The 18,774-nt window shown below is 73.9% G+C and carries 6 protein-coding genes; all 6 read right to left on the reverse strand.

Annotated features, from left to right (window positions below; translation table 11 throughout):
* Positions 1-103: 103 nt before the first annotated feature.
* The 6 genes from RM788_RS04500 to RM788_RS04525 are packed head-to-tail and all read right to left on the reverse strand — an operon-like array spanning position 104 to position 18,761.
* Entirely contained in the window at positions 104-13,021 is a 12,918-nt protein-coding gene (locus RM788_RS04500; RefSeq protein WP_315930236.1) for an SDR family NAD(P)-dependent oxidoreductase, read from the reverse strand.
* A 48-nt stretch (positions 13,022-13,069) separates the two neighbouring features.
* Positions 13,070-14,233 (reverse strand): cytochrome P450, encoded by a 1,164-nt coding sequence (locus tag RM788_RS04505; protein ID WP_315930237.1) that lies wholly within the window; start codon positions 14,231-14,233, stop codon positions 13,070-13,072.
* Positions 14,234-14,258: 25 nt separating this feature from the next.
* Positions 14,259-15,419 (reverse strand): pyridoxal phosphate-dependent aminotransferase, encoded by a 1,161-nt coding sequence (locus RM788_RS04510; protein WP_315930238.1) that lies wholly within the window; start codon positions 15,417-15,419, stop codon positions 14,259-14,261.
* Positions 15,420-15,450: 31 nt separating this feature from the next.
* Positions 15,451-16,623, reverse strand: a complete 1,173-nt coding sequence (locus RM788_RS04515) for a class-II aminoacyl-tRNA synthetase family protein (RefSeq protein WP_315930239.1) — start codon at positions 16,621-16,623, stop codon at positions 15,451-15,453.
* Between the two features lie 12 nt (positions 16,624-16,635).
* The gene (locus tag RM788_RS04520) at positions 16,636-17,469 is read right to left on the reverse strand and encodes a thioesterase II family protein (protein WP_315930240.1); all 834 of its coding nucleotides are present in this window, start codon (positions 17,467-17,469) and stop codon (positions 16,636-16,638) included.
* A 17-nt stretch (positions 17,470-17,486) separates the two neighbouring features.
* A complete protein-coding gene (locus tag RM788_RS04525) occupies positions 17,487-18,761 on the reverse strand; it encodes an MFS transporter (protein WP_315930241.1) in 1,275 nt (424 codons plus the stop codon).
* Positions 18,762-18,774: the final 13 nt, after the last annotated feature.

An 18,774-nucleotide genomic window follows, 5' to 3' on the forward strand; every position in this document is an offset into this window, starting at 1 on the left:
GGCGACGGCCTTCTTCAGGTAGGTCCGCAGTTCCTCTTCGTTCGCCACGTGAATCTCAGCTCTCCGGCGTGGTGCGCTCGTCCGGTCCGATGGGGTGGGCTGTTCAGGAGAAGTCGTTGATCAACGCGAACAGCTCCTCGTCGCTGGCGGAGTCCAGGGTCTCGGGGTCCTCCGGGCCGTCCCGCCTGCCCGCCGCGTCCTCGGCGGCGTCGAGGAGGGCGCGGAGTTCCGCGGTGACGCGTTCGAAGACCACGGGGTCCTCGGCCGCCCGCCGCACCGCGTCGGTGAGCTTGCCCAGCCGTGCCGTGACCGGTTCGTCCGCCGGGGGCGCGACGAGATCGCGCAGGTGGCGGACCAGGGCCGCGGGTGTCGGGTGGTCGAAGACCAGGCTCGCGGACAGCCGCAACCCGGTGCTCCGGTTCAGCAGGTTGCGCAGTTCCACGGAGGTGAGGGAGTCCAGGCCCAGTTCCCGGAAGGGTTTGCCGACGGACACCGCGGCCGGGTCGCCGTGGCCGAGGACGGTGGCCACGTGGCCGCGCACCAGGTCGGTCAGGACCCGGTCCGCTTCGGACTCGGGCAGTCCGGCGAGGTCCACTCCGGGCCGGGGGGCGGGTGTCGCGGCGCGCGGGGCGAACCCGGCCAGCAGCGGCGGTACGGGGTCGCGCAGTCCCCTGGTGTCCAACCGGGTCACGGCCAGCACCGCGTCGTCCCCGGCCACGGCCGCGTCGAACAGGTCGAGCGCGTCGGCCGTGGCCAGCGGTCGCAGGCCGGTCCTGGCCAGCCGTCGCCGGTCGGCCTCGGTCAGGTGTCCGCTCAACGCGCTGGCCTCCTCCCACAGGCCCCAGGCCAGGGAGTGCGCGGGCAGGCCCAGTGCCGCGCGGTGCCCGGCGAGGGCGTCGAGGAAGCTGTTGGCCGCCGCGTAGGACGCCTGACCGGCGGTGCCCAGGAGTCCGGCGACCGAGGAGTAGAGGACGAACGCGGACAGGTCCAGGTCCTTCGTCAGCTCGTGCAGGTGCCACGCGGCGTCCAGCTTCGCCGCGAGGACCCCGTCCAGCCGCTGTTCGGTCAGGTCCTCGAAGACCACGTCGTCGGTCACCCCCGCCACGTGCACGACCGCGGTGAGGGGGTGCTCGTCGGGGATGGCCGCCAGCACGGCCGCGAGCGCGTCCCGGTCGCTCACGTCGCACGCGGCGAAGGTGACGTCCGCGTCCAGGTCTTGGGCTTCCCCGACGCCGCGCCGGGACACCAGCAGCAGCCTGCGCGCCCCGTGCTCGCTCACCAGGTGGCGGGCGAGGCGCGTGCCGAGCGCTCCGGTCGCGCCGGTGATCAGGACGGTGCCGCGGTCCCACCGGGGCGCTTGCCCCGCGGGTGTCGCCGCGACGAGCCGGGGCACGAGCACCCGGCCGTCGCGCACGGCGATCTGCGGTTCGCCCGGCGCCAACAGCAGTGCGTCGGAGTCGAGGTCGGCCAGCACGATCCGGCCGGGGTGCTCGGTCTGCGCGGTGCGCACCAGGCCCCAGACGGCGGCGGCGGCCAGGTCGGTGACGTCCTCGGCGCCCGTCGCGACCGCGCCGCGGGTGGCGACGACGAGCGTCGAGTCCGCGTTCTGCCCATCGGCCAGCCAGGTCCGCACGGCGCGCAGCGTCCGTCCCAGCACCTCGCGAGCCGCCTCGGGGACGTCCGACCCGGTGGAGCGGGCGTCCAGGACCGAGGTCCCGGACGTGGAGGTCCCCGCGTCGACGGGGTTCCACTCGACCCGGTACAGCCCGCCGGGCCGCACGGCTCCGCGCTCGAACGGGCGCAGCAGCAGGGAGTCCACCGAGGCGACGGGCGTTCCGGCGCCGTCGGCGATCGTGATCTCCCCGGTGTCCCGGAGCCGGACGCGGAGCACCGACGCGCCCGAAGGGCTCAGGCTCACGCCGCGCCAGGTGAAGGGCACCAGGGGTGCGTCCGCGTCGAGCAGCAGCGGGTGCAGCGCGGCGTCGAGCAGGGCCGGGTGCAGCGCGTAGCGGCGGGCCTCCGGTCGCTGCGGCTCGGGCAGGGCGACCTCGGCGAACAGCTCACCCTCACCGCGCCACACCCGGCGCAGCCCGCGGAAGGCCGGGCCGTAGCCGGGGAACGCGTCGTGGAAGTCCTCCAGGGACACCTCGTCCGCGGTGGGTGGCCACGGGATCGGGCTCGCGCCGCTGTCGGCGGAGGCGGTCAACGAGCCCTCGGCGTGCGTGGTCCACGGCCCGTCGTCGGGACGGGCGTGCAGCGTGAAGTCGCGGTGTCCCCCTTCGTCCGCCTCGCCGACGGTGAACTGGAGCCGCAGGGCCCCGGATGTCAGGACCAGCGGCGCGGACAGGGTCAGTTCGGCGATCCGCGGCACACCGACGACCCGGCCCGCGCTCACCGCCATCTCCACGACGGCGGTCGCCGGGACGAGCGTCACGCCCGCCACCACGTGGTCGGCGAGCCACGGGTGCGTCCGCACCGACAGCAGTCCCGTGAACACGTGGGTGTCGCGGTCGGCCGCGCTCAGCACGGCGCCGAGCACCGGGTGTCCGGTGGCGGTCAGGCCGAGTCCGGTCGCGTCGACGGCGCCCTCCGGGGCCGACAGCCAGTACCGCTCGCGCTGGAACGGGTAGGTGGGCAGGTCGACCACGCGCGCGCCGGGGAAGACTGCGCGCCAGTCGGGGGTGGCGCCGCGCAACCGCAGCTGGGCGACGGCCCGTGCGACGGCCTCCCCCTCGTGCCTGCCGCGGCGCAGCGTCGGGATCAACTCCCCGACCGGCTCCGCCAGGACGTCGCGCGCCAGCGTGGTCAGGACGGCGTCGGGGCCGAGTTCGACGAAGTCCGCGACACCCTCCCGCTCCAGGCAGCGGACGCCGTCGGCGAAGCGCACGGCCTCGCGGACGTGGCGCACCCAGTACTCGGGGGAGGTGATCCCGCCCGAGAGGTCACCGGTCACGTTGGAGACGACGGGGATCCGCGGCGGGTGGAAGGTCAGGGTGCGCACGACGGCGCGGAAGTCGTCGAGCACCTCGTCCATGTGCGGGGAGTGGAACGCGTGCGACACCGCCAGGCGCGCGGTGCGGGCACCCTTCTCCCGCCACGCGGCCGCGACCTCGTCCGCCGCGTCGGCGTCGCCGGAGATCACGACGGCCCGCGGGCCGTTGACGGCGGCGATGTCGACCCGGCCGCCGTGGGGGGCGAGCGTGCCGCGCACGGCCTCCTCGTCGGCCTCGATCGCGATCATCGCGCCACCGCCGCGGGCGGCCTGCATGAGCCTGCCGCGCTCGGCGACCAGGCGGCACGCGTCGGGCAGGTCGAGCACGCCCGCCGCGCACACCGCCGCGATCTCGCCGATGGAGTGGCCCAGCAGGTAGTCCGGGGTGATCCCGTAGTGCTCGAACAGCCGGAACAGCGACACCTCGACGGCGAACAGCGCGGCCTGGGTGAACACCGTGTCGTCCAGGAGCTTCGCCTCCGGCGAGTCCGCCTCGGCGAACAGGACTTCCTTGAGCGGTCGGGGCAGCAACGGGTCCAGGTGGCGGCACACCTCGTCGAGGGCCGCCGCGAACGCGGGGTGCGTCGCGTGCAGACCGCTGCCCATGCCCGGTCCCTGGCTGCCCTGTCCGGTGAACAGGAAGGCGGTCTTCCCCCGTGCACCGGTGTCCGGCACGGTCGTGTCGCCGCGGGCGATGGCGGTGAGACCGCGCAGCAAGGAGTCGCGGTCCGCGCCGACCGCCGCGGCACCGCGGGCGAGCAGCGCGCGTCCGGTGGCCAACGAGTACCCGACGTCCGCCACCGGCAGGTCGGGGTGCTCCTCGACGTACCGGGCGAGGCGGGTGGCCTGCGCGCGCACGGCTTCCTCGTTCTTGCCGGTCACGATCCACGGGACGACGCCGTCGTGCGGGAGGGCCGCCGGTTCGGGGTCGGGGGCCTGTTCGAGGACGACGTGGGCGTTGGTGCCGCTGATCCCGAACGCCGACACGCCCGCGCGCCTCGGCCGTGTCACCGCGGGCCACTCCCGTTGCCCGGACAGCACTTCCAGTCCGCTGGCGGCCCAGTCGACGTGCGGTGACAGCTCGTCCGAGTGCAGCGAGCGCGGCAGCACCCCGGCCGACAGCGCCCCCACCATCTTGATCACGCCGCCGACGCCCGCCGCGGCCTGGGCGTGGCCGATGTTCGACTTCAACGACCCCAGGAACAGCGGGCGCTCCGCCGTCCGTCCCCTGCCGTAGACCGCGGCCAGCGCCTCGGCCTCGACGGGGTCCCCGAGCACGGTCCCGGTGCCGTGCGCCTCCACCGCGTCCACATCGGACGGTACCAGTCCCGCGTCCGTCAACGCGGAGCGGATCACGGCCTCCTGGGACGGGCCGTGCGGCGCTGTCAGCCCGTTGGACGCGCCGTCCTGGTTCACCGCGCTCCCCCGCACCACGGCGAGCACCCTGTGCCCGCGCCGCCGGGCGTCCGACAGCCGTTCCACCAGCAGCAGCCCCACACCCTCGGACCACCCGGTGCCGTCCGCCCCGGCTCCGAAGGACCGGCACCGGCCGTCCGCCGACAGTCCGCGCTGCCGCGAGAACTCGACGAAGGTGTTGGGGCTGCTCATGACGGTGACACCGCCGGCGAGCGCGAGGTCGCACTCACCCGACCGCAGGGAGCGGACGGCCAGGTGCAGCGCCACCAACGACGACGAGCACGCCGTGTCGACCGTCATCGCGGGGCCTTGCAGGCCGAAGGTGTAGGACAACCGTCCTGACAGGACACTGGACAGGTTGCCCGCGAGCAGGAAGCCCTCGAACTCCTCGGGGGCGACCGCGAGTCGGGAGGCGTAGTCGTCGTACATGGCGCCGGTGAAGACACCGGTGTTGCCGCCGTGCAGCGACTCCGGGTCGATGCCCGCGCTCTCGAACGCCTCCCACGCGGTTTCCAGCAGCAGCCGCTGCTGCGGGTCGGTCGCGGTCGCCTCGCGCGGGGACAAGCCGAAGAACTCGCGGTCGAACAGGTCTGCGTCGTGCAGGAAGCCGCCGTCGCGTGTGTAGGACGTGCCGGTGCGCTCGGGGTCCGGGTCGTAGAGCCCGTCGAGGTCCCAGCCGCGGTTGGTCGGGAACCCGCCCACGGCGTCCACGCCGTCGGCCACCAGGCGCCACAGGTCCTCCGGCGAGGTCACGCCGCCGGGGAAGCGGCACGCCATCCCCACGATCGCCACCGGCTCGTCGGCGCGGACCCGCGCCGCGGGTCGGGGTTTCGGCTTCTCCGCCGTCACCAGGGACAGCAGGTGCTCGGCGAGCCGGGCGGGCGTGGGGTGGTCGAAGGTCACCGCGGCGGGCAGCCGCAGGCCGGTGGCCGTGCCCAGGCGGGCGCGCAGGTCCATGCCCGCCAGGGAGTCGAAGCCGAGGGAGGCGAACGTGCTCCGGGCCGCCACGGGGCTGGGGTGGCCGAGCACCGACGCGGCTTCGGCGCGGACCAGATCGAGGACGGCGTCCGCTCGTGCGGCGTCGGGCAGCGCGGTGATCCGGCCCGCCCAGCCCGCCGTGGACCGGGCGCGAACGGCCGGGCGAACGGGTTCCGGCGCGGCGGGCACCACGAGCGTCCCGCCCGCGGCGAGGGCGGCGTCGAACAGGGCGAGGCCACGGGCGGGGGTCAGCGGCCGGACCCCGGCGCGCTCCCAGCGGGCCAGGTCGGTCGCGGTCAGCCCGGACCCCATGCCCGCGTCCCACAGCCCCCAGGCCAGCGAGGTTCCCACGAGGCCGCGGGACGCGCGGTGGTGGGCCAGGGCGTCGAGGACCGTGTTGGCGGCGGCGTAGTTGGCCTGGCCCGCCGTGCCGGTGATGCCCGAGAGGGAGGAGAACAGGACGAACGCCGTCAGGTCCAGGCCCTCGGTCACCTCGTGGAGCACTCGCGCGGCATCGGCCTTCGGCCGCATGACCTCGGCCAGGCCCGCCTCGGTCAGTGTCTCGACGGTCGCGTCGGCCAGGACGCCCGCGGCGTGCACCACGGCCGTCACCGGGTGTTCGGCGACAAGTGCGGCCATCGCCGTGCGGTCCGCGACGTCGGCGGCGGTGATGGTGACGCTCGCACCCGCCGCGGTCAGGACGGCGGCGAGGACGTCCGCGCCCGGCGCGTCCGGTCCGCGGCGGCTGACGAGCAGGAGGCGTCGGACACCGTGCTCGGCCACCAGGTGACGGGCGACGAGGGCTCCGAGGCCACCGATCCCGCCGGTGATCAGCACCGTGCCCGCCGGGTCGAACCGCACGGGCGTCCCCGGCCGGTGGCTCCGGACCAGGCGGGGGACGTGGAGTGCTCCCGCGCGAACGGCCGCCTGCGGCTCCTGCGGCACCGCCGGCGGTTGGGCGGTGGTGTCGTCGAGGTCGACGAGCAGCACCCGGTCGGGGTGCTCGGACTGCACGGAGCGGACGAAACCCCAGATCCCGGCGGCGTCGAGGTCCACCTCGTCGGTGGGGAGCACGGCGACGGCGTTCCGGGTGACCAGGAGCAGCCTGGCCCCCTCGGCGTGGTCGCCCGCCAACCAGTCCTGGACCACGCGCAGAGTGCCCGCGACCGTGTCGACGTGGACGACGTCCTGCGGGAGGTCGGCGACCGGGACGGGGATCACCGGCCAGTCCACAGTGGACAAAGAGGTCGTGGTGGGTGCCGGGCGCAGCGTCAAGGCGGTGACCGCGGCGACGACGGTGCCGTCGGGTTCGGCCAGCACCAGCGTGGTGGTGCCGTCCTCGTTCGGCGTGCTTCGGACCCGCAACTTGTTGGCGCTGCTAGGGTTCAGGGTGACACCGTGCCAGCTGAACGGCAGCAGGAGCGCGTCGCCGAGCACGACGGCGTGCAGGGCCGCGTCCAGCAGGGCCGGGTGCACGCGGAACTTCCCGGTGCTCGCCGGCAGCGCGATCTCGGCGTAGGTCGACGTCCCGGACCGCCAGACGGCCTCCAGGCCCTGGAAAGCGGGTCCGTAGTGGTAGCCGAGGTCCGCCAGGCGCTCGTACACGTCGTCGATCGACACGGCCGTCGCGTCGTCGGGCCACGCGAGGTCGACGGTCGGCACGGTGGCAGGCGCGAGGACACCGGTGGCGTGCCGGGTCCACGTCCCCGTCCCGGAGCGAGCGTGGATGGTGAAGGCGCGGTGGCCGTCGGGGTCCGGGGCGGCCACGTGGAGCCGGAGTGCGGTGTCCGCCAGCAGTTCCAGCGGCGCCTCCAGGATCAGCTCGTCCACGTGGGGGACGCCGAGCCGATCACCGGCCGACACGACCAGTTCGAGGAAGGCCGTGGCGGGCAGCAGGACGCGCCCGGCGATGGTGTGGTCGGCCAGCCACCCGTGGGTGGTCGGGCTGACGCGTCCGGTGAACACGGTGTCGGCCTGGTCGATCCCCTCCAGTTCACCGGTGAGGAAGGGGTGGTCGGTCGACAGGAGGCCCAGGGCGCGCGCGTCGGTGCGCGCGACCGGCGTCGACCAGAAGTGCTGCCGCTGGAAGGCGTACGTGGGCAGCGGAACCGGGGTGGCGCGGGGGAAGAACGAGCCCGCGCGCAGCGGCGCGCCGTTCACGAACGCCTTGGCGAGACCGGCGCCGAAGGTCTCGGCCTCGTCGTGGCCCGACCGCAGCAGCGGGGCCACCGTCGCGGTGTCCCCCAGGGTGTTCGCGGCCAACGGCGTCAGGACGGCGTCGGGGCCGACCTCGACGAACACCGTGGCGCCCAGCGCGGCGAGTCGGCGAACCGCGTCGGCGAACAGGACGGTGTCGCGGATCTGCCGCGTCCAGTAGTCCGGCGAGGTGAGCTGCTCGGTGGTGGCCCGCTCGCCGGTGACGGTCGAGACGACCGGGATGCGCGGGGGGTGGAAGTCGAGATCCGCCGCGACCGCCCGGAAGTCCGCCAGGACACCGTCCATGTGCGGGGAGTGGAAGGCGTGGCTCACGGTGAGGCGGCGCACGCGGCGACCCGCCTCGCGCCACCGCTCGGCGACGCGCTCGGCCTCGTCCTCGTCGCCCGACACGACCACCGCGCGGGGACCGTTGACGGCCGCGATCGACACCCCGCCCGTGAGCGAGTCCCGCACCTCGTCCGGGTCGGCCTCGATCGCGATCATCGCGCCGCCCTTCGGCGCGGCCTGCATCAACCGGCCGCGGGCCGCCACGAGCCGCGCGGCGTCGGGCAGGGAGAGCACACCGGCCGCGTGGGCCGCGCCGATCTCGCCGATCGAGTGCCCGGCCAGCAGGTCGGGGACGGTGCCGTGGTGGTCGAGCAGTCGGAAGAGGGCCGTCTCCAGGGCGAACAGGGCGGGTTGGGTGTAGGAGGTGAGGTGCAGCGCGCTGTCGTCAGCGGCGAACATGACGTCGCGCAACGGCTTGTCGAGCAAGCCGTCGAAGGCGGCGCAGACCTCGTCGAGGGCCGCGGCGAAGACCGGGTGGGCGGCGTGCAGCCCACGGCCCATGCCCCCGCGCTGGGCGCCCTGGCCGGTGAACAGGAAGGCCGTGCGACCTGCGGCGGCCGCCGAACCGCGGTGCAGGGTCGACACGTCGGCGCCGGTCGCGAGCGCGTCCAGCCCGGCTCGGAGGTCCCCGAGGATCGCGGCGCGGTGCTCGAAGACCGAGCGCGTGGTGGCGAGTGCGAGTCCGACATCCGCGGGATCCGCGCCGGTCGTGTCGAGGTGGGCGCGCAGCCGGGAGGCCTGGGCCCGCAACGCGTCCTCGCCGCGGGCGCTCAGCACCCACGGGCCCGCGACGCCGGGGGCGCTACCGGTCGCGGGCTCGGTCACGGTCGGGTCGGTGTCGGGGGCCTGTTCGAGGATGAGGTGCGCGTTGGTGCCGCTGATCCCGAACGAGGAGATCCCCGCCCGCCGCGGCCTCCCCAGCTCGGGCCAATCGTGCTGCTCCGACAGCAGGACCAGGCCGTTGCCCGCCCAGTCCACGTGCGGCGTCGGCGGGTCGGCGTGCAGCGACCTCGGCAGCACGCCCGTCCGCACCGCGCCGACCATCTTGATCACACCACCGATCCCGGCGGCGGCCTGGGCGTGGCCGATGTTCGACTTCAGCGACCCGAGGAACAACCGGCGGTCACCGGTCCGGCCCTTCCCGTAGACCGCGGCCAGCGCCTCGGCCTCGACGGGGTCCCCGAGCACGGTCCCGGTGCCGTGCGCCTCCACCGCGTCCACATCGGACGGTGCCAGTCCCGCGTCCGCCAACGCGGACCGGATGACCGCTTCCTGCGACGGTCCGTGCGGCGCGGTGAGCCCGTTGGACGCGCCGTCCTGGTTCACCGCGCTCCCCCGCACCACGGCCAGGACGTGGTGGCCCGCCCGTCGGGCGTCCGACAGCCGTTCGACCAGGACCAGCCCGACTCCTTCGGACCACCCGGTGCCGTCCGCCCCGGCGCCGAACGACCGGCACCGGCCGTCCGCCGCCAGTCCCCGCTGTCGCGAGAACTCGACGAACATGCCCGGCGTGGACATCACCGCGGCGCCCCCGGCGAGCGCGAGATCGCATTCACCGGACCTCAGGGAGCGAACGGCCAGGTGCAGCGCCACCAGCGACGACGAGCACGCCGTGTCGACGGTCATCGCGGGCCCGGTCAGGCCGAGCTGGTAGGCGACGCGCCCGGAGGCGACGCTGGTGGTGGTGCCGGTCAGGACGTGCCCGTGGGTGCTCTCCGACGCCTCGGTCATCCTCGGCCCGTACTCCAGGGCCGTGGCGCCGACGAAGACACCGGAATTGCTCCCCTTCAACGACTTGGGGTCGATGCCCGCCCGTTCGACGGCCTCCCACGCGGTCTCCAGGAGCAGCCGCTGCTGCGGGTCCATCGCCTCGGCCTCGCGCGGCGAGATGCCGAAGAACGCCGCGTCGAACTCGCCCGCGTCGTGCAGGAACCCACCGTGCCGCACGGTGCTGCGGCCCGGCAGGCCGGGCTCCGGGTCGTGCAGGTCGACGTCCCAGCCCCGGTCGGCCGGGAACTCCCCCACGGCGTCCACGCCGTCGGCCACCAGCTTCCACAGCTCCTCCGGCGAGGACACCCCACCGGGGAAGCGGCACGCCATGCCCACGATCGCGATCGGCTCGTCGCCGCGAACCCGTTCACGGGCGGTCGCGTCGACGGGGCCCGCACCCTCCACTTCGGACTGGAGGAACGCCGTGAGCGCCGCCGGTGTCGGCTGGGCGTAGAGGAGTCCGCTGGGCAGCGGCAGACCGGTGGCGTTCGCCAGCGCGGTGCGCAGCTCGGTCCCCATCAGCGAGGTGAAGCCCAGATCGGTGAACGGGGTGTGCACGGACGCGCGCTCCCCCGGCCCGGTGCCGAGCACCGCGGCGATGTGGGCGTGCACCAGGTCTTCGACGTCGAGGGAGTCGTCCACGGGCCGACGCGGTTCGGCGGTGGCCGCCGGGGTCGTCGCCGGGCGGGCGCTGATGTCGAACCAGTGGTGCCTGCGCTGGAAGGCGTAGGTGGGCAGGTCGACGCGCGCCGCGGCCGGATCGTCCCCGAGCACCGAGGTCCACTCGACCGCGTGGCCCCGGACGTGGGCGCGCGCCACCGCCGCGAGGGCCGTGGCCACGTCGGGGCGGTCGGCACGCAGCAGCGGGACGGCCACGACGGCTTCGGGCACGCAGGTGGCCGCGGCGGCCGAGAGGACCCCGTCCGGCCCCAGTTCCAGCAGGGTGGTGACACCCTCGGCCGCCAGCGTGCGGACGGCGTCCAGGAAGCGCACGGGCCGCCGGACCTGCTCGACCCAGTAGTCGGGTGAGGTGAACTCCGCGGCGGTGGCGACCTCGCCGGTGACCGTGGACACGACGGGGATGCGCGGGGGCGCGAAGGTGAGCGAGGAGACGGCCGTCCGGAACTCGTCGAGCACGGCGTCCACGTGCGGGGAGTGGAAGGCGTGGCTCACGTCGAGCCGCTTGGTCTTGTGCCCGCGCTCGGCGAGCACGGCGGCGACGCGTTCGGCGGCGTCGGTGTCCCCGGAGATCACCACGGCTTCGGGGCCGTTGACGGCGGCGACGGCCAGCCCCTCCTCGGCGTCCACCAGGTCGCGCACCTCGGCCTCGGTGGCCCGCACCGCCACCATGGCACCGCCCTCCGGCAGGGCCTGCATGAGCCGGGAGCGGACCGCCACGAGCCGGGCGGCGTCGGGCAGCGACAGCACCCCCGCGACGTGGGCGGCGCTGATCTCGCCGATCGAGTGCCCGGCGAGGAAGTCCGGGCGCAGGCCCCACGACTCGAGCAGCCGGAACAGGGCCACCTCGACCGCGAACAGGGCGGGCTGGGTGTAGCCGGTGCGGTCGAGGTCCGCTCCACCTTCCGCGACCACGTCCGCGAGCGGCCGGTCCAGCACCGGGTCGAGCTGCGCGGCGACCTCGTCGAAAGCCCTGGCGTAGACGGGGAACGCGTCGTGGAGCCCACGGCCCATCCCGACGCGCTGCGCGCCCTGCCCGGTGAACAGGAAGCCGAGCCGCCCCGGCGCCACGGCGCCCGACACGACCGCGGCCGACGGTGTTCCCGCGGCCAGCGCGGCGAGTCCGCGCAGCAGGCCGTCGCGGTCCGCGGCGGTGACGACCGCGCGGTGGTCGAACGTCTCGCGGCGGGACACCAGCGCGGTGGCGACGGAGACCTCCGAGTGCTCCGGGTGGTCGAGGGCGAACTCCCGCAACCGCGCGGCCTGGGCCCGCAGCGCGGCCTCGGTGTGCCCGGACACCGGCCACGACAGCGCAGCCCGGTCACGGGAGGCGGCGGGCGCACCCGTTGCGGTCGGCGGGGGCTCCGACACCACGACGTGGCAGTTGGTGCCGCCCATCCCGAACGAGCTGACCCCGGCCACCAGCGGACGGTCCTCGCGCGGCCAGGAGGTCAGCTCGCGCTGGACCTCCAAGCCCAGCCGCACCAGGCAGGTGCGCGGGGCCGGTGCCTCGAAGTTGAGGCTGGCCGGGAGCCTGCGGTGGCGGATGCCCAGCAGCACCTTGATCAGCCCGGCGATGCCCGCGGCGCTCTCCAGGTGGCCGATGTTGGTCTTGACCGAGCCGACGCGCAACCGCTCGGTAGCGGCGCGGCCCGCACCGAGCACGGCGCCGAGCGCGGCGGCCTCGATCGGGTCGCCGACGGGCGTGCCGGTGCCGTGCAGCTCGACGTACTGCACCGCGTCGAAGGAGATGCCCGACTTCCCATAAGCCTCCCGCAGCATCGCCTCCTGGGCGGGGGCGCTCGGCACGGTGAGCCCGTCGGTGGCGCCGTCGTTGTTGAGCGCGCTGCCGAGGATCACGCCGTGCACGCGGTCGCCGTCGGCCAGCGCCCGGCTCAACAGCTTGAGGACGACGACCCCGCCGCCCTCGCCGGGCACGAAGCCGTTGGCACGACCGTCGAACGCGTACGTCGTGCCGTCCGGCGACAGCGCCCCGAAGCGCAGCTCCGCCAGCACGTTGCCCGGCAGCAGGTTCAGGTTCACGCCCGCGGCGACGGCGAGGGGCGACTCGCCCCCGCGCAGGCTCGCGCAGGCCAGGTGGACCGCGGTGAGCGAGGAGGACTGCGCGGTGTCGACGGACAGGCTCGGTCCGTGCACCCCCAGGTGGTAGGAGACCCGGTTGGCGATGATCGCGCGGTTCACCCCGGTCATCGTGTGCTGGGTGACGGCCTGGTCGCCCTGCTGGTGGACCAGGGCCGCGTAGTCGTCGCGCAGCGCGCCGACGAACACGGAGGTGCTGGTGGACCGCAGCGCGGAGGCGACGATGCCCGCGTCCTCGATCGCCTCCCAGACCAGTTCGAGCACGAGCCGCTGCTGGGGGTCCATCGCCGCGGCCTCTCGGGGTGAGACGTGGAAGAACGGCGCGTCGAAGTCGCCGACGGCGTCGAGGAAGCCGCCGCGCCGGGGTCCGGGAACACCGTCCCATCGCCCGTCCGGGGCGTCGCCGATGGCGTCGCGCCCCTCGTCCAGCAGTCGCCAGTAGGCGTCGGGTCCGTCCGCGCCGGGGAAGCGGCACGCGTAGCCGATGACGGCGACGGCCTCCAGTTCGGGCTCCGGGACGCGGTGGGTGTTCTCGGCGGACACGTGACTCCTCACTGGACTTCCGTAGGTGCGGTGCGGGAACTCCGGCGTTTACCAGTCGACCCGCAGGCGGGCCAGGCCGCGGATCGACAGACCTTCCTTCCACACCACCGAGTCCGGTCCGTCGGCGACGCGGAGGTCGGGGAAGCGCCGCAGCAGGCGTTCCAGGACGATCCGCAACTGGAGCCGGGCCAGCGGCGCGCCGACGCAGCGGTGCACGCCGTGCCCGAACGTCAGGTGGGGCGTGTCGTGCCCCCGCGGGTGAAGGCCTTCCGGCCGCTCCCAGGTCGTGGTGTCGCGGTTGCCGTGCAGCAGCGAGACGACCACGGCCTCGCCGGTCTGCACGGTGACCGCGCCGAGCCGGACCGGTTCCAGCGCCACGCGCGGGAAGCTCAGCGGGGTGGACGGCGTCAGCCGCAGGAGTTCGTCGACCACCGGGTCCAGGATTTCCGGGCGGGCGCGGAGGTCCGCGTGGACGACGGGGTCCGACAGCAGCGCGAGGACCGACAGGCCGATCTGGCCGACGGTGGTCTCGTACCCGGCCATCAGCAGGGAGAGCCCGAGCGTCAGCAGTTCGCCCTGCGACAGCGTGCCCGCGTCGTGCGCCGTGATCAGACCGGTGAGCAGGTCCTCGTCGGCGCTGTGCCGCTTGCGCTCGATCAACTCCCCCATGTAGTCGACGAGTTCGAGGCGGCGGCGGGACTTCTCCCTCGGCGTGCTGGCGGAGATGTCGAACAGCACCTCGACCCAGTTGCGGAAGATGCCGCCGTCCTCGGGCGGGATGCCGAGCATGGAGCACAGGACCGACAGCGGCAGCGGTGTGGCGAGCCCCTCGACGAGGTCGGCGCCGGGCCCGGACGCGGCCAGCGCGTCCAGCCGTTCGTCGGTGAGGCCCTCCACGGAGGCCGCCAGTGCCGCGACCCGGCGGGTGCTGAACGCGCCGCTGACGACGCGGCGCAGCCGGGCGTGGTCCGCGCCGTCCATGCTCATCACGGCGTCCGGCGCGGGTTGGGAGTCGTTGAACCGCGGCGCGTGCGGTTTCGTCGCCTCCGCCCGGCTGAACCGCTGGTCCGCGAGCACCAGGCGGCCGAGGGCGTAGTCGCGCACCAGCCACATCTTGTCGCCCATGGGGGTGACGAACGGGACGACGCCGTCCCCCGGCGTCATGAACGCGGGGAGCGGCCCGAGGTGGTCGACGCCGTGTTCGTGTGCCACTCGCGTGCTCCTTTCCAGTCCGTGGTCAGGCGGTGATGCGGCGTTCGGCCTCGCGCAGCGTCTCGGCCGTGCGGTTGAACGCGATGCGCACGTGGTCGCGCCCGTCCGCCGGGTCGCCGAAGAACGGCGCTCCGGGAGCGAGCAGCACCCCGGCGCGCTCCAGCAGACCGTGGGCGAACGCCTTGCAGTCCTCGCGGCCGCCGGTCAGCGGGCTGATGTCCGCGAACAGGAAGATGCCGCCCTCCACGGGTGCGAACTTCATGCCCATGCCGGAGAACACCTCCTGTGCCAGGTCGCGGCGCAGGCTCATCTCGCGGCGCACCTCGTCCAGGTCGACCGACCGGGCGGCGCTGCCCGCGGCGGCTTGGAGGGGCGCGGCGGTGCCGTTGGTGGTCAGCTCGTGCACGCGCCGGAACGTCTCGGTGCGCACGGGGTCGCTGCGCAGGAAGCCCAACCGCCACCCGCTCACCGCGTGGCTCTTGGACAGCGAGCCGATGACGACGTTGCGGCCGGTGAACGCGGGGATCCCGGTGGCCGAGACGTGCTCCCTGCCGTCGAAGACGAACGACCGGTACACCTCGTCGCAGATCACCGTGGCGTCCCAGCGCTCGCAGAGGGCGCCGATCTCCTCCATCTCCTCGCGGCTCAGCACCCGGCCGGTGGGGTTGGCCGGGGTGTTCAGCAGGACTGCCCTGGTGCGCGGGGTGAACGCGGCGGCCAGTTCCGCGGAGTCGTAGCGCCACTCGGGACCGTGCAGCCGCACGAACCGCAGCTTCGCCCCGACCAGCGCGGCGGACGCGGCGAGCTGCTCGTAGCCGGGCGAGAACAGCACGACCTCGTCACCGGCATCCAAAGTGGACATTAGCGCGATGTAGAGCGCCTCGGTGGCACCAGCGGTGACGGTGATCTCCCGCTCGGGGTCGGCGCCGTCGCCGAGCATGTCGGCGATCTGCCGCCTCAGCTCGAAGTCGCCCGCCGGGTGCTCGTACTGGTTGCGCCCGGCGCGCATGGCCCGCGTGGCACCGTCGATCAGCTCCTCGGAGGTCGCGGGGAAGCCGGGGGTGCCGACCGCCAGGTCGACGGCGCCGCTCCTGCGGGCCATGACGAAGAGCTCGGTCAGGCTGTTGCCCGTGAGCCCCGCCGTCCGCGTGGACGTCGGCGATCGATGAGCCGGTGGGTGCGCCATGTCGTTCTCCTCCAGGACTTGGGTCGGGGCTTCAGATCTCGGGCCAGTCGGACGGGTCGATCCCGTGGCGGCACAGGAAGGCGTAGGCGATCCGCTCCATCCCGATGCCGACGCACCCGGAGTACGCGGGCGATCCGCCGGACGTGGTGATGTCGAAGGCCTCGCCGAACTTCGAGCCGTGCAGGTTGAACGAGCCGACCGAGACGGTGCGGCCGTCGACCACGGGCATGTGCAGCTCGTACTTCATCCTCAGCGCGCGCTGCACCATGGCCCGCTTGGCGTCGGACCCGTTGCTGAAGAACGGGTCGTTCGCGATCTCCACGTGGCCCGCGAGCCGCAGGTCGTCGACCAGCGCGCAGACCGCCGTCACCAGGCTCTGCCGCATGTCGGTCACCGCCTTGCGGCTGCCGAAGAAGACGATCTCCCGCATGCTGAAGTCCCACAGGCGTTCGAGCGTGTGGTGGTAGTTCGACTCGAACCGGAAGATCCTGCCCCACGCCGTCAGCATCGTGCCCTCGTCGGGCACCCGCCGTCCGGCGTACTGGTGGTAGGAGTGGTAGCAGACCGTGGGCGACAGGCAGTACCCGATGTGCCCGGTGCGGCTGTCCATGAACTCCGCCTTGCTGCCCGCGGCCTCGAACTCGGCCGCGAACCCGTCGTAGACGTCGGCGTCGGAGTGGAAGCGGCCCACGGTCATCAGGAACTGCGGGAAGGCGTCGAAGTACCCCGCCCGGTGCAGCACGGTGGTGGGGACCAGGGCCGGGTAGGTGTTCTCGACCGCGCCGAAGCCCTCCACGGCCAGCCTGCGCACCCGGTCGTCGATCCTGCGCAGCAGTTCGGCGAGCGCCCCGCTCGCGCCGTGCGCCCCGTCGCCCATGCGGGTCACGAGCCCGGCCCGCTCCAGGTCGGCGAACCCGATTCGCGGCGCGCGCGGCATCGCCATCGACTGCCACACGGCGGGGGTCTCCTCGACCCCGCTCTGGGTCAGCACGTCGCGCCGCACCACGAGGTTGAGCTTGCGCCCGATCTCCGCGGGATCGACCTCGTCGGCCGTGGAGATCTCGATCCCGCCCACCTCACCGCGCTCGCCGGGCACGAGGGTGAACCCGCGGATCTCGGAAGCGGCGTAGTAGACGCGCTTCGCGAACTCCTCCGCCATCCCCGGAGGGACCTCCGGGGAGATGGCGATCGAGTACTCGGGCATCGGCGTGGCTCCTCAACGACGGAAGGGGGCTTGCTGGTCGACGGTCCGGCGGCTGTCCTGGTCGTGGTGGGACGCGGGGCCCGTCAGCTCTCCGCGCACCAGGTTCAGCAGCGCCGTGCGCGCCGTGTGGACGAAGAAGTGGCCTCCCGGCAGCACGTGGTGCTCGAACCGGCCGGTGCTCTCCGCCGACCACGGTTCCACGCGGTCCAAGGGGACGTCGGTGTCCTCGCTGCCGGTGAACGCCACCACCGGGCAGGTGAGCGGGCGCTCGGGCGTGAACGCGTAGGTCTCGAACACCGCGAAGTCCGCCCGGATCGTCGGCAGGAAGCGCCCCAGCAGTTCCGGTTCCGCGAGGACCTCGTCCGGCAGCCCGCCCAGCATCCGGAGCCGGGCGACCACCTCGGCCTCGGACGCCTCGTGGACCGGCGGGTGCGTCCGCGGGAGCCGGGGAGCCGGGCCGCCGGACACGAACAGCGCGCGCGGTTCACCCGCGCCGCGGCGGCGGAGTTCCCGCGCCAGCTCGAACGCGACGAGCGATCCCAGGCTGTGGCCGAAGAGCGCGTACGGCACGTCCAGTTCGTCGGCGAGCGCCGACGCGAGCGCGTCGACGAGTTCGTCGATCCGGGTGAGGGCCCGTTCCCGCAGGCGCGTCTGGTGGCCGGGCAGTTCGACGGGGCAGACCTCGACGTCGCCGCCGAGCGCGCCGCGCCACGGTTCGTAGACCGACGCCGCGCCGCCCACGTACGGCAGGCAGAACAGCCGGACGGCGGGCGCGGTCGGGCTCGGCGGTCCGACGATCCAGCCGTCGGCCCGCCGGGCCTTCGCACGGGAAGTGCTGGTGTGCACGGGGTTCCTCCTCTCGGCTACTTGCGGATCTCCGCGTCGACATCGGACTTGACCGGCTCGGCCACGACCTCCACGACCTCCACGTCGGCCCCGTCCTCGTCGGCGATCGACTTCTCGACCTCCGGCACGGGAACCCGTGCCACGAACAGCGAGACGGCGCACAAGGTCGCGGCGACGGCCATGGCGACGTACATGACGTGGTACCCGAGCACCGCGATGAGCGCGGCGCCCGCGGCGATGGACGCCGACTGGACGGCGTCGGTGACGCTGCTGACCGCCGCGTTGGCCCGCCCCTGCATCCGCGAGGGCGTGTACAGGTGCAGGGCGGTTCCCAGCGCGACCATCACGAACGGCAGGCCGAGTCCGAACAGGACGACGCCCACCAGGAAGAAGGGGACCCCCGGCACCAGGCAGAGCGCCAGGCCCGAGGCGATCAGCACGTAGCCGGCGCCGGTGCCCTTGACCTCACCCCACCGCTTCACCGCGGTGCCCGCGACCAGTCCGCCCAGGACGGAGCCACCGCCCTGGAACGACGTGATCACGCCGAGGAACGCGGCCTGCTGGCCGAGTCCCTGGTTCGCCGCGAAGATCGCGGTCTCCAGCAGGCCGACGACGGTCATGAAGCCCAGCGTCGTGAGCGTGAGCCGGAGCAGCAGCGGCACGCCCCGGATGAAGCGGAACCCGGCGACGACCGCCGTCAGGAACCGCTCCCCGGCGGGCTCCGGCTCGGATTCCACGACCTTGATGGAGCTCAGCAGGAGGACGGCCACCACGAACGTCCCGGTGCCGAGCACCGCCAGCGACCGTCCACCGAAGGCGACGTACGCCGCCGCGCCGAGCGCGGGCGACACGATGCGCACGCCCTGGCTGACCGCGATGATCAGGGAGCGCGCCGCCGCCGCGTCGGCGGAGGGCAGGACGTCCTTCAGCAGCGCCGGGGAGGCCGGGCTCGCGGAGAGGATCCCGTAGCAGAAGGTGACCACGTAGATGATCCACACCTGCTCGACGCCCCGCACCGCCAGCAGCGCCAGGAACAGCACCGCCATGCCGCTGTACATGCCGACCATCAGCCGCTTGCGGCTGACCCGGTCGACGAGGTGGCCGAGCAGCGGCGCGAACAGCCCCGGCACCGTGATGGCCAGGAACACCGCGCCCGCCGCGGCGTTGGACCCGGTCAGGTCCTTCACCCAGATGGCGAGCGAGAGGTAGACCGCGGTCTCGCCGAAGCTCGTCACCACCCCGCAGACGAAAAGCCTGCGGAAGCGCGGGTTGGTGCGCAGTAGCGTCCACATGAGAGTTCCCCTG

The organism is Umezawaea sp. Da 62-37 (genome assembly GCF_032460545.1).
GTDB lineage: Bacteria > Actinomycetota > Actinomycetes > Mycobacteriales > Pseudonocardiaceae > Umezawaea.

Excerpts from the sequence above, each read along its gene's own strand:
- RM788_RS04510 (WP_315930238.1), bottom strand. The coding sequence starts at position 15,419 with ATGGCGCACCCACCGGCTCATCGATCGCCGACGTCCACGCGGACGGCG.
- RM788_RS04515 (WP_315930239.1), bottom strand. The coding sequence starts at position 16,623 with ATGCCCGAGTACTCGATCGCCATCTCCCCGGAGGTCCCTCCGGGGATG.
- RM788_RS04525 (WP_315930241.1), bottom strand. The coding sequence starts at position 18,761 with ATGTGGACGCTACTGCGCACCAACCCGCGCTTCCGCAGGCTTTTCGTC.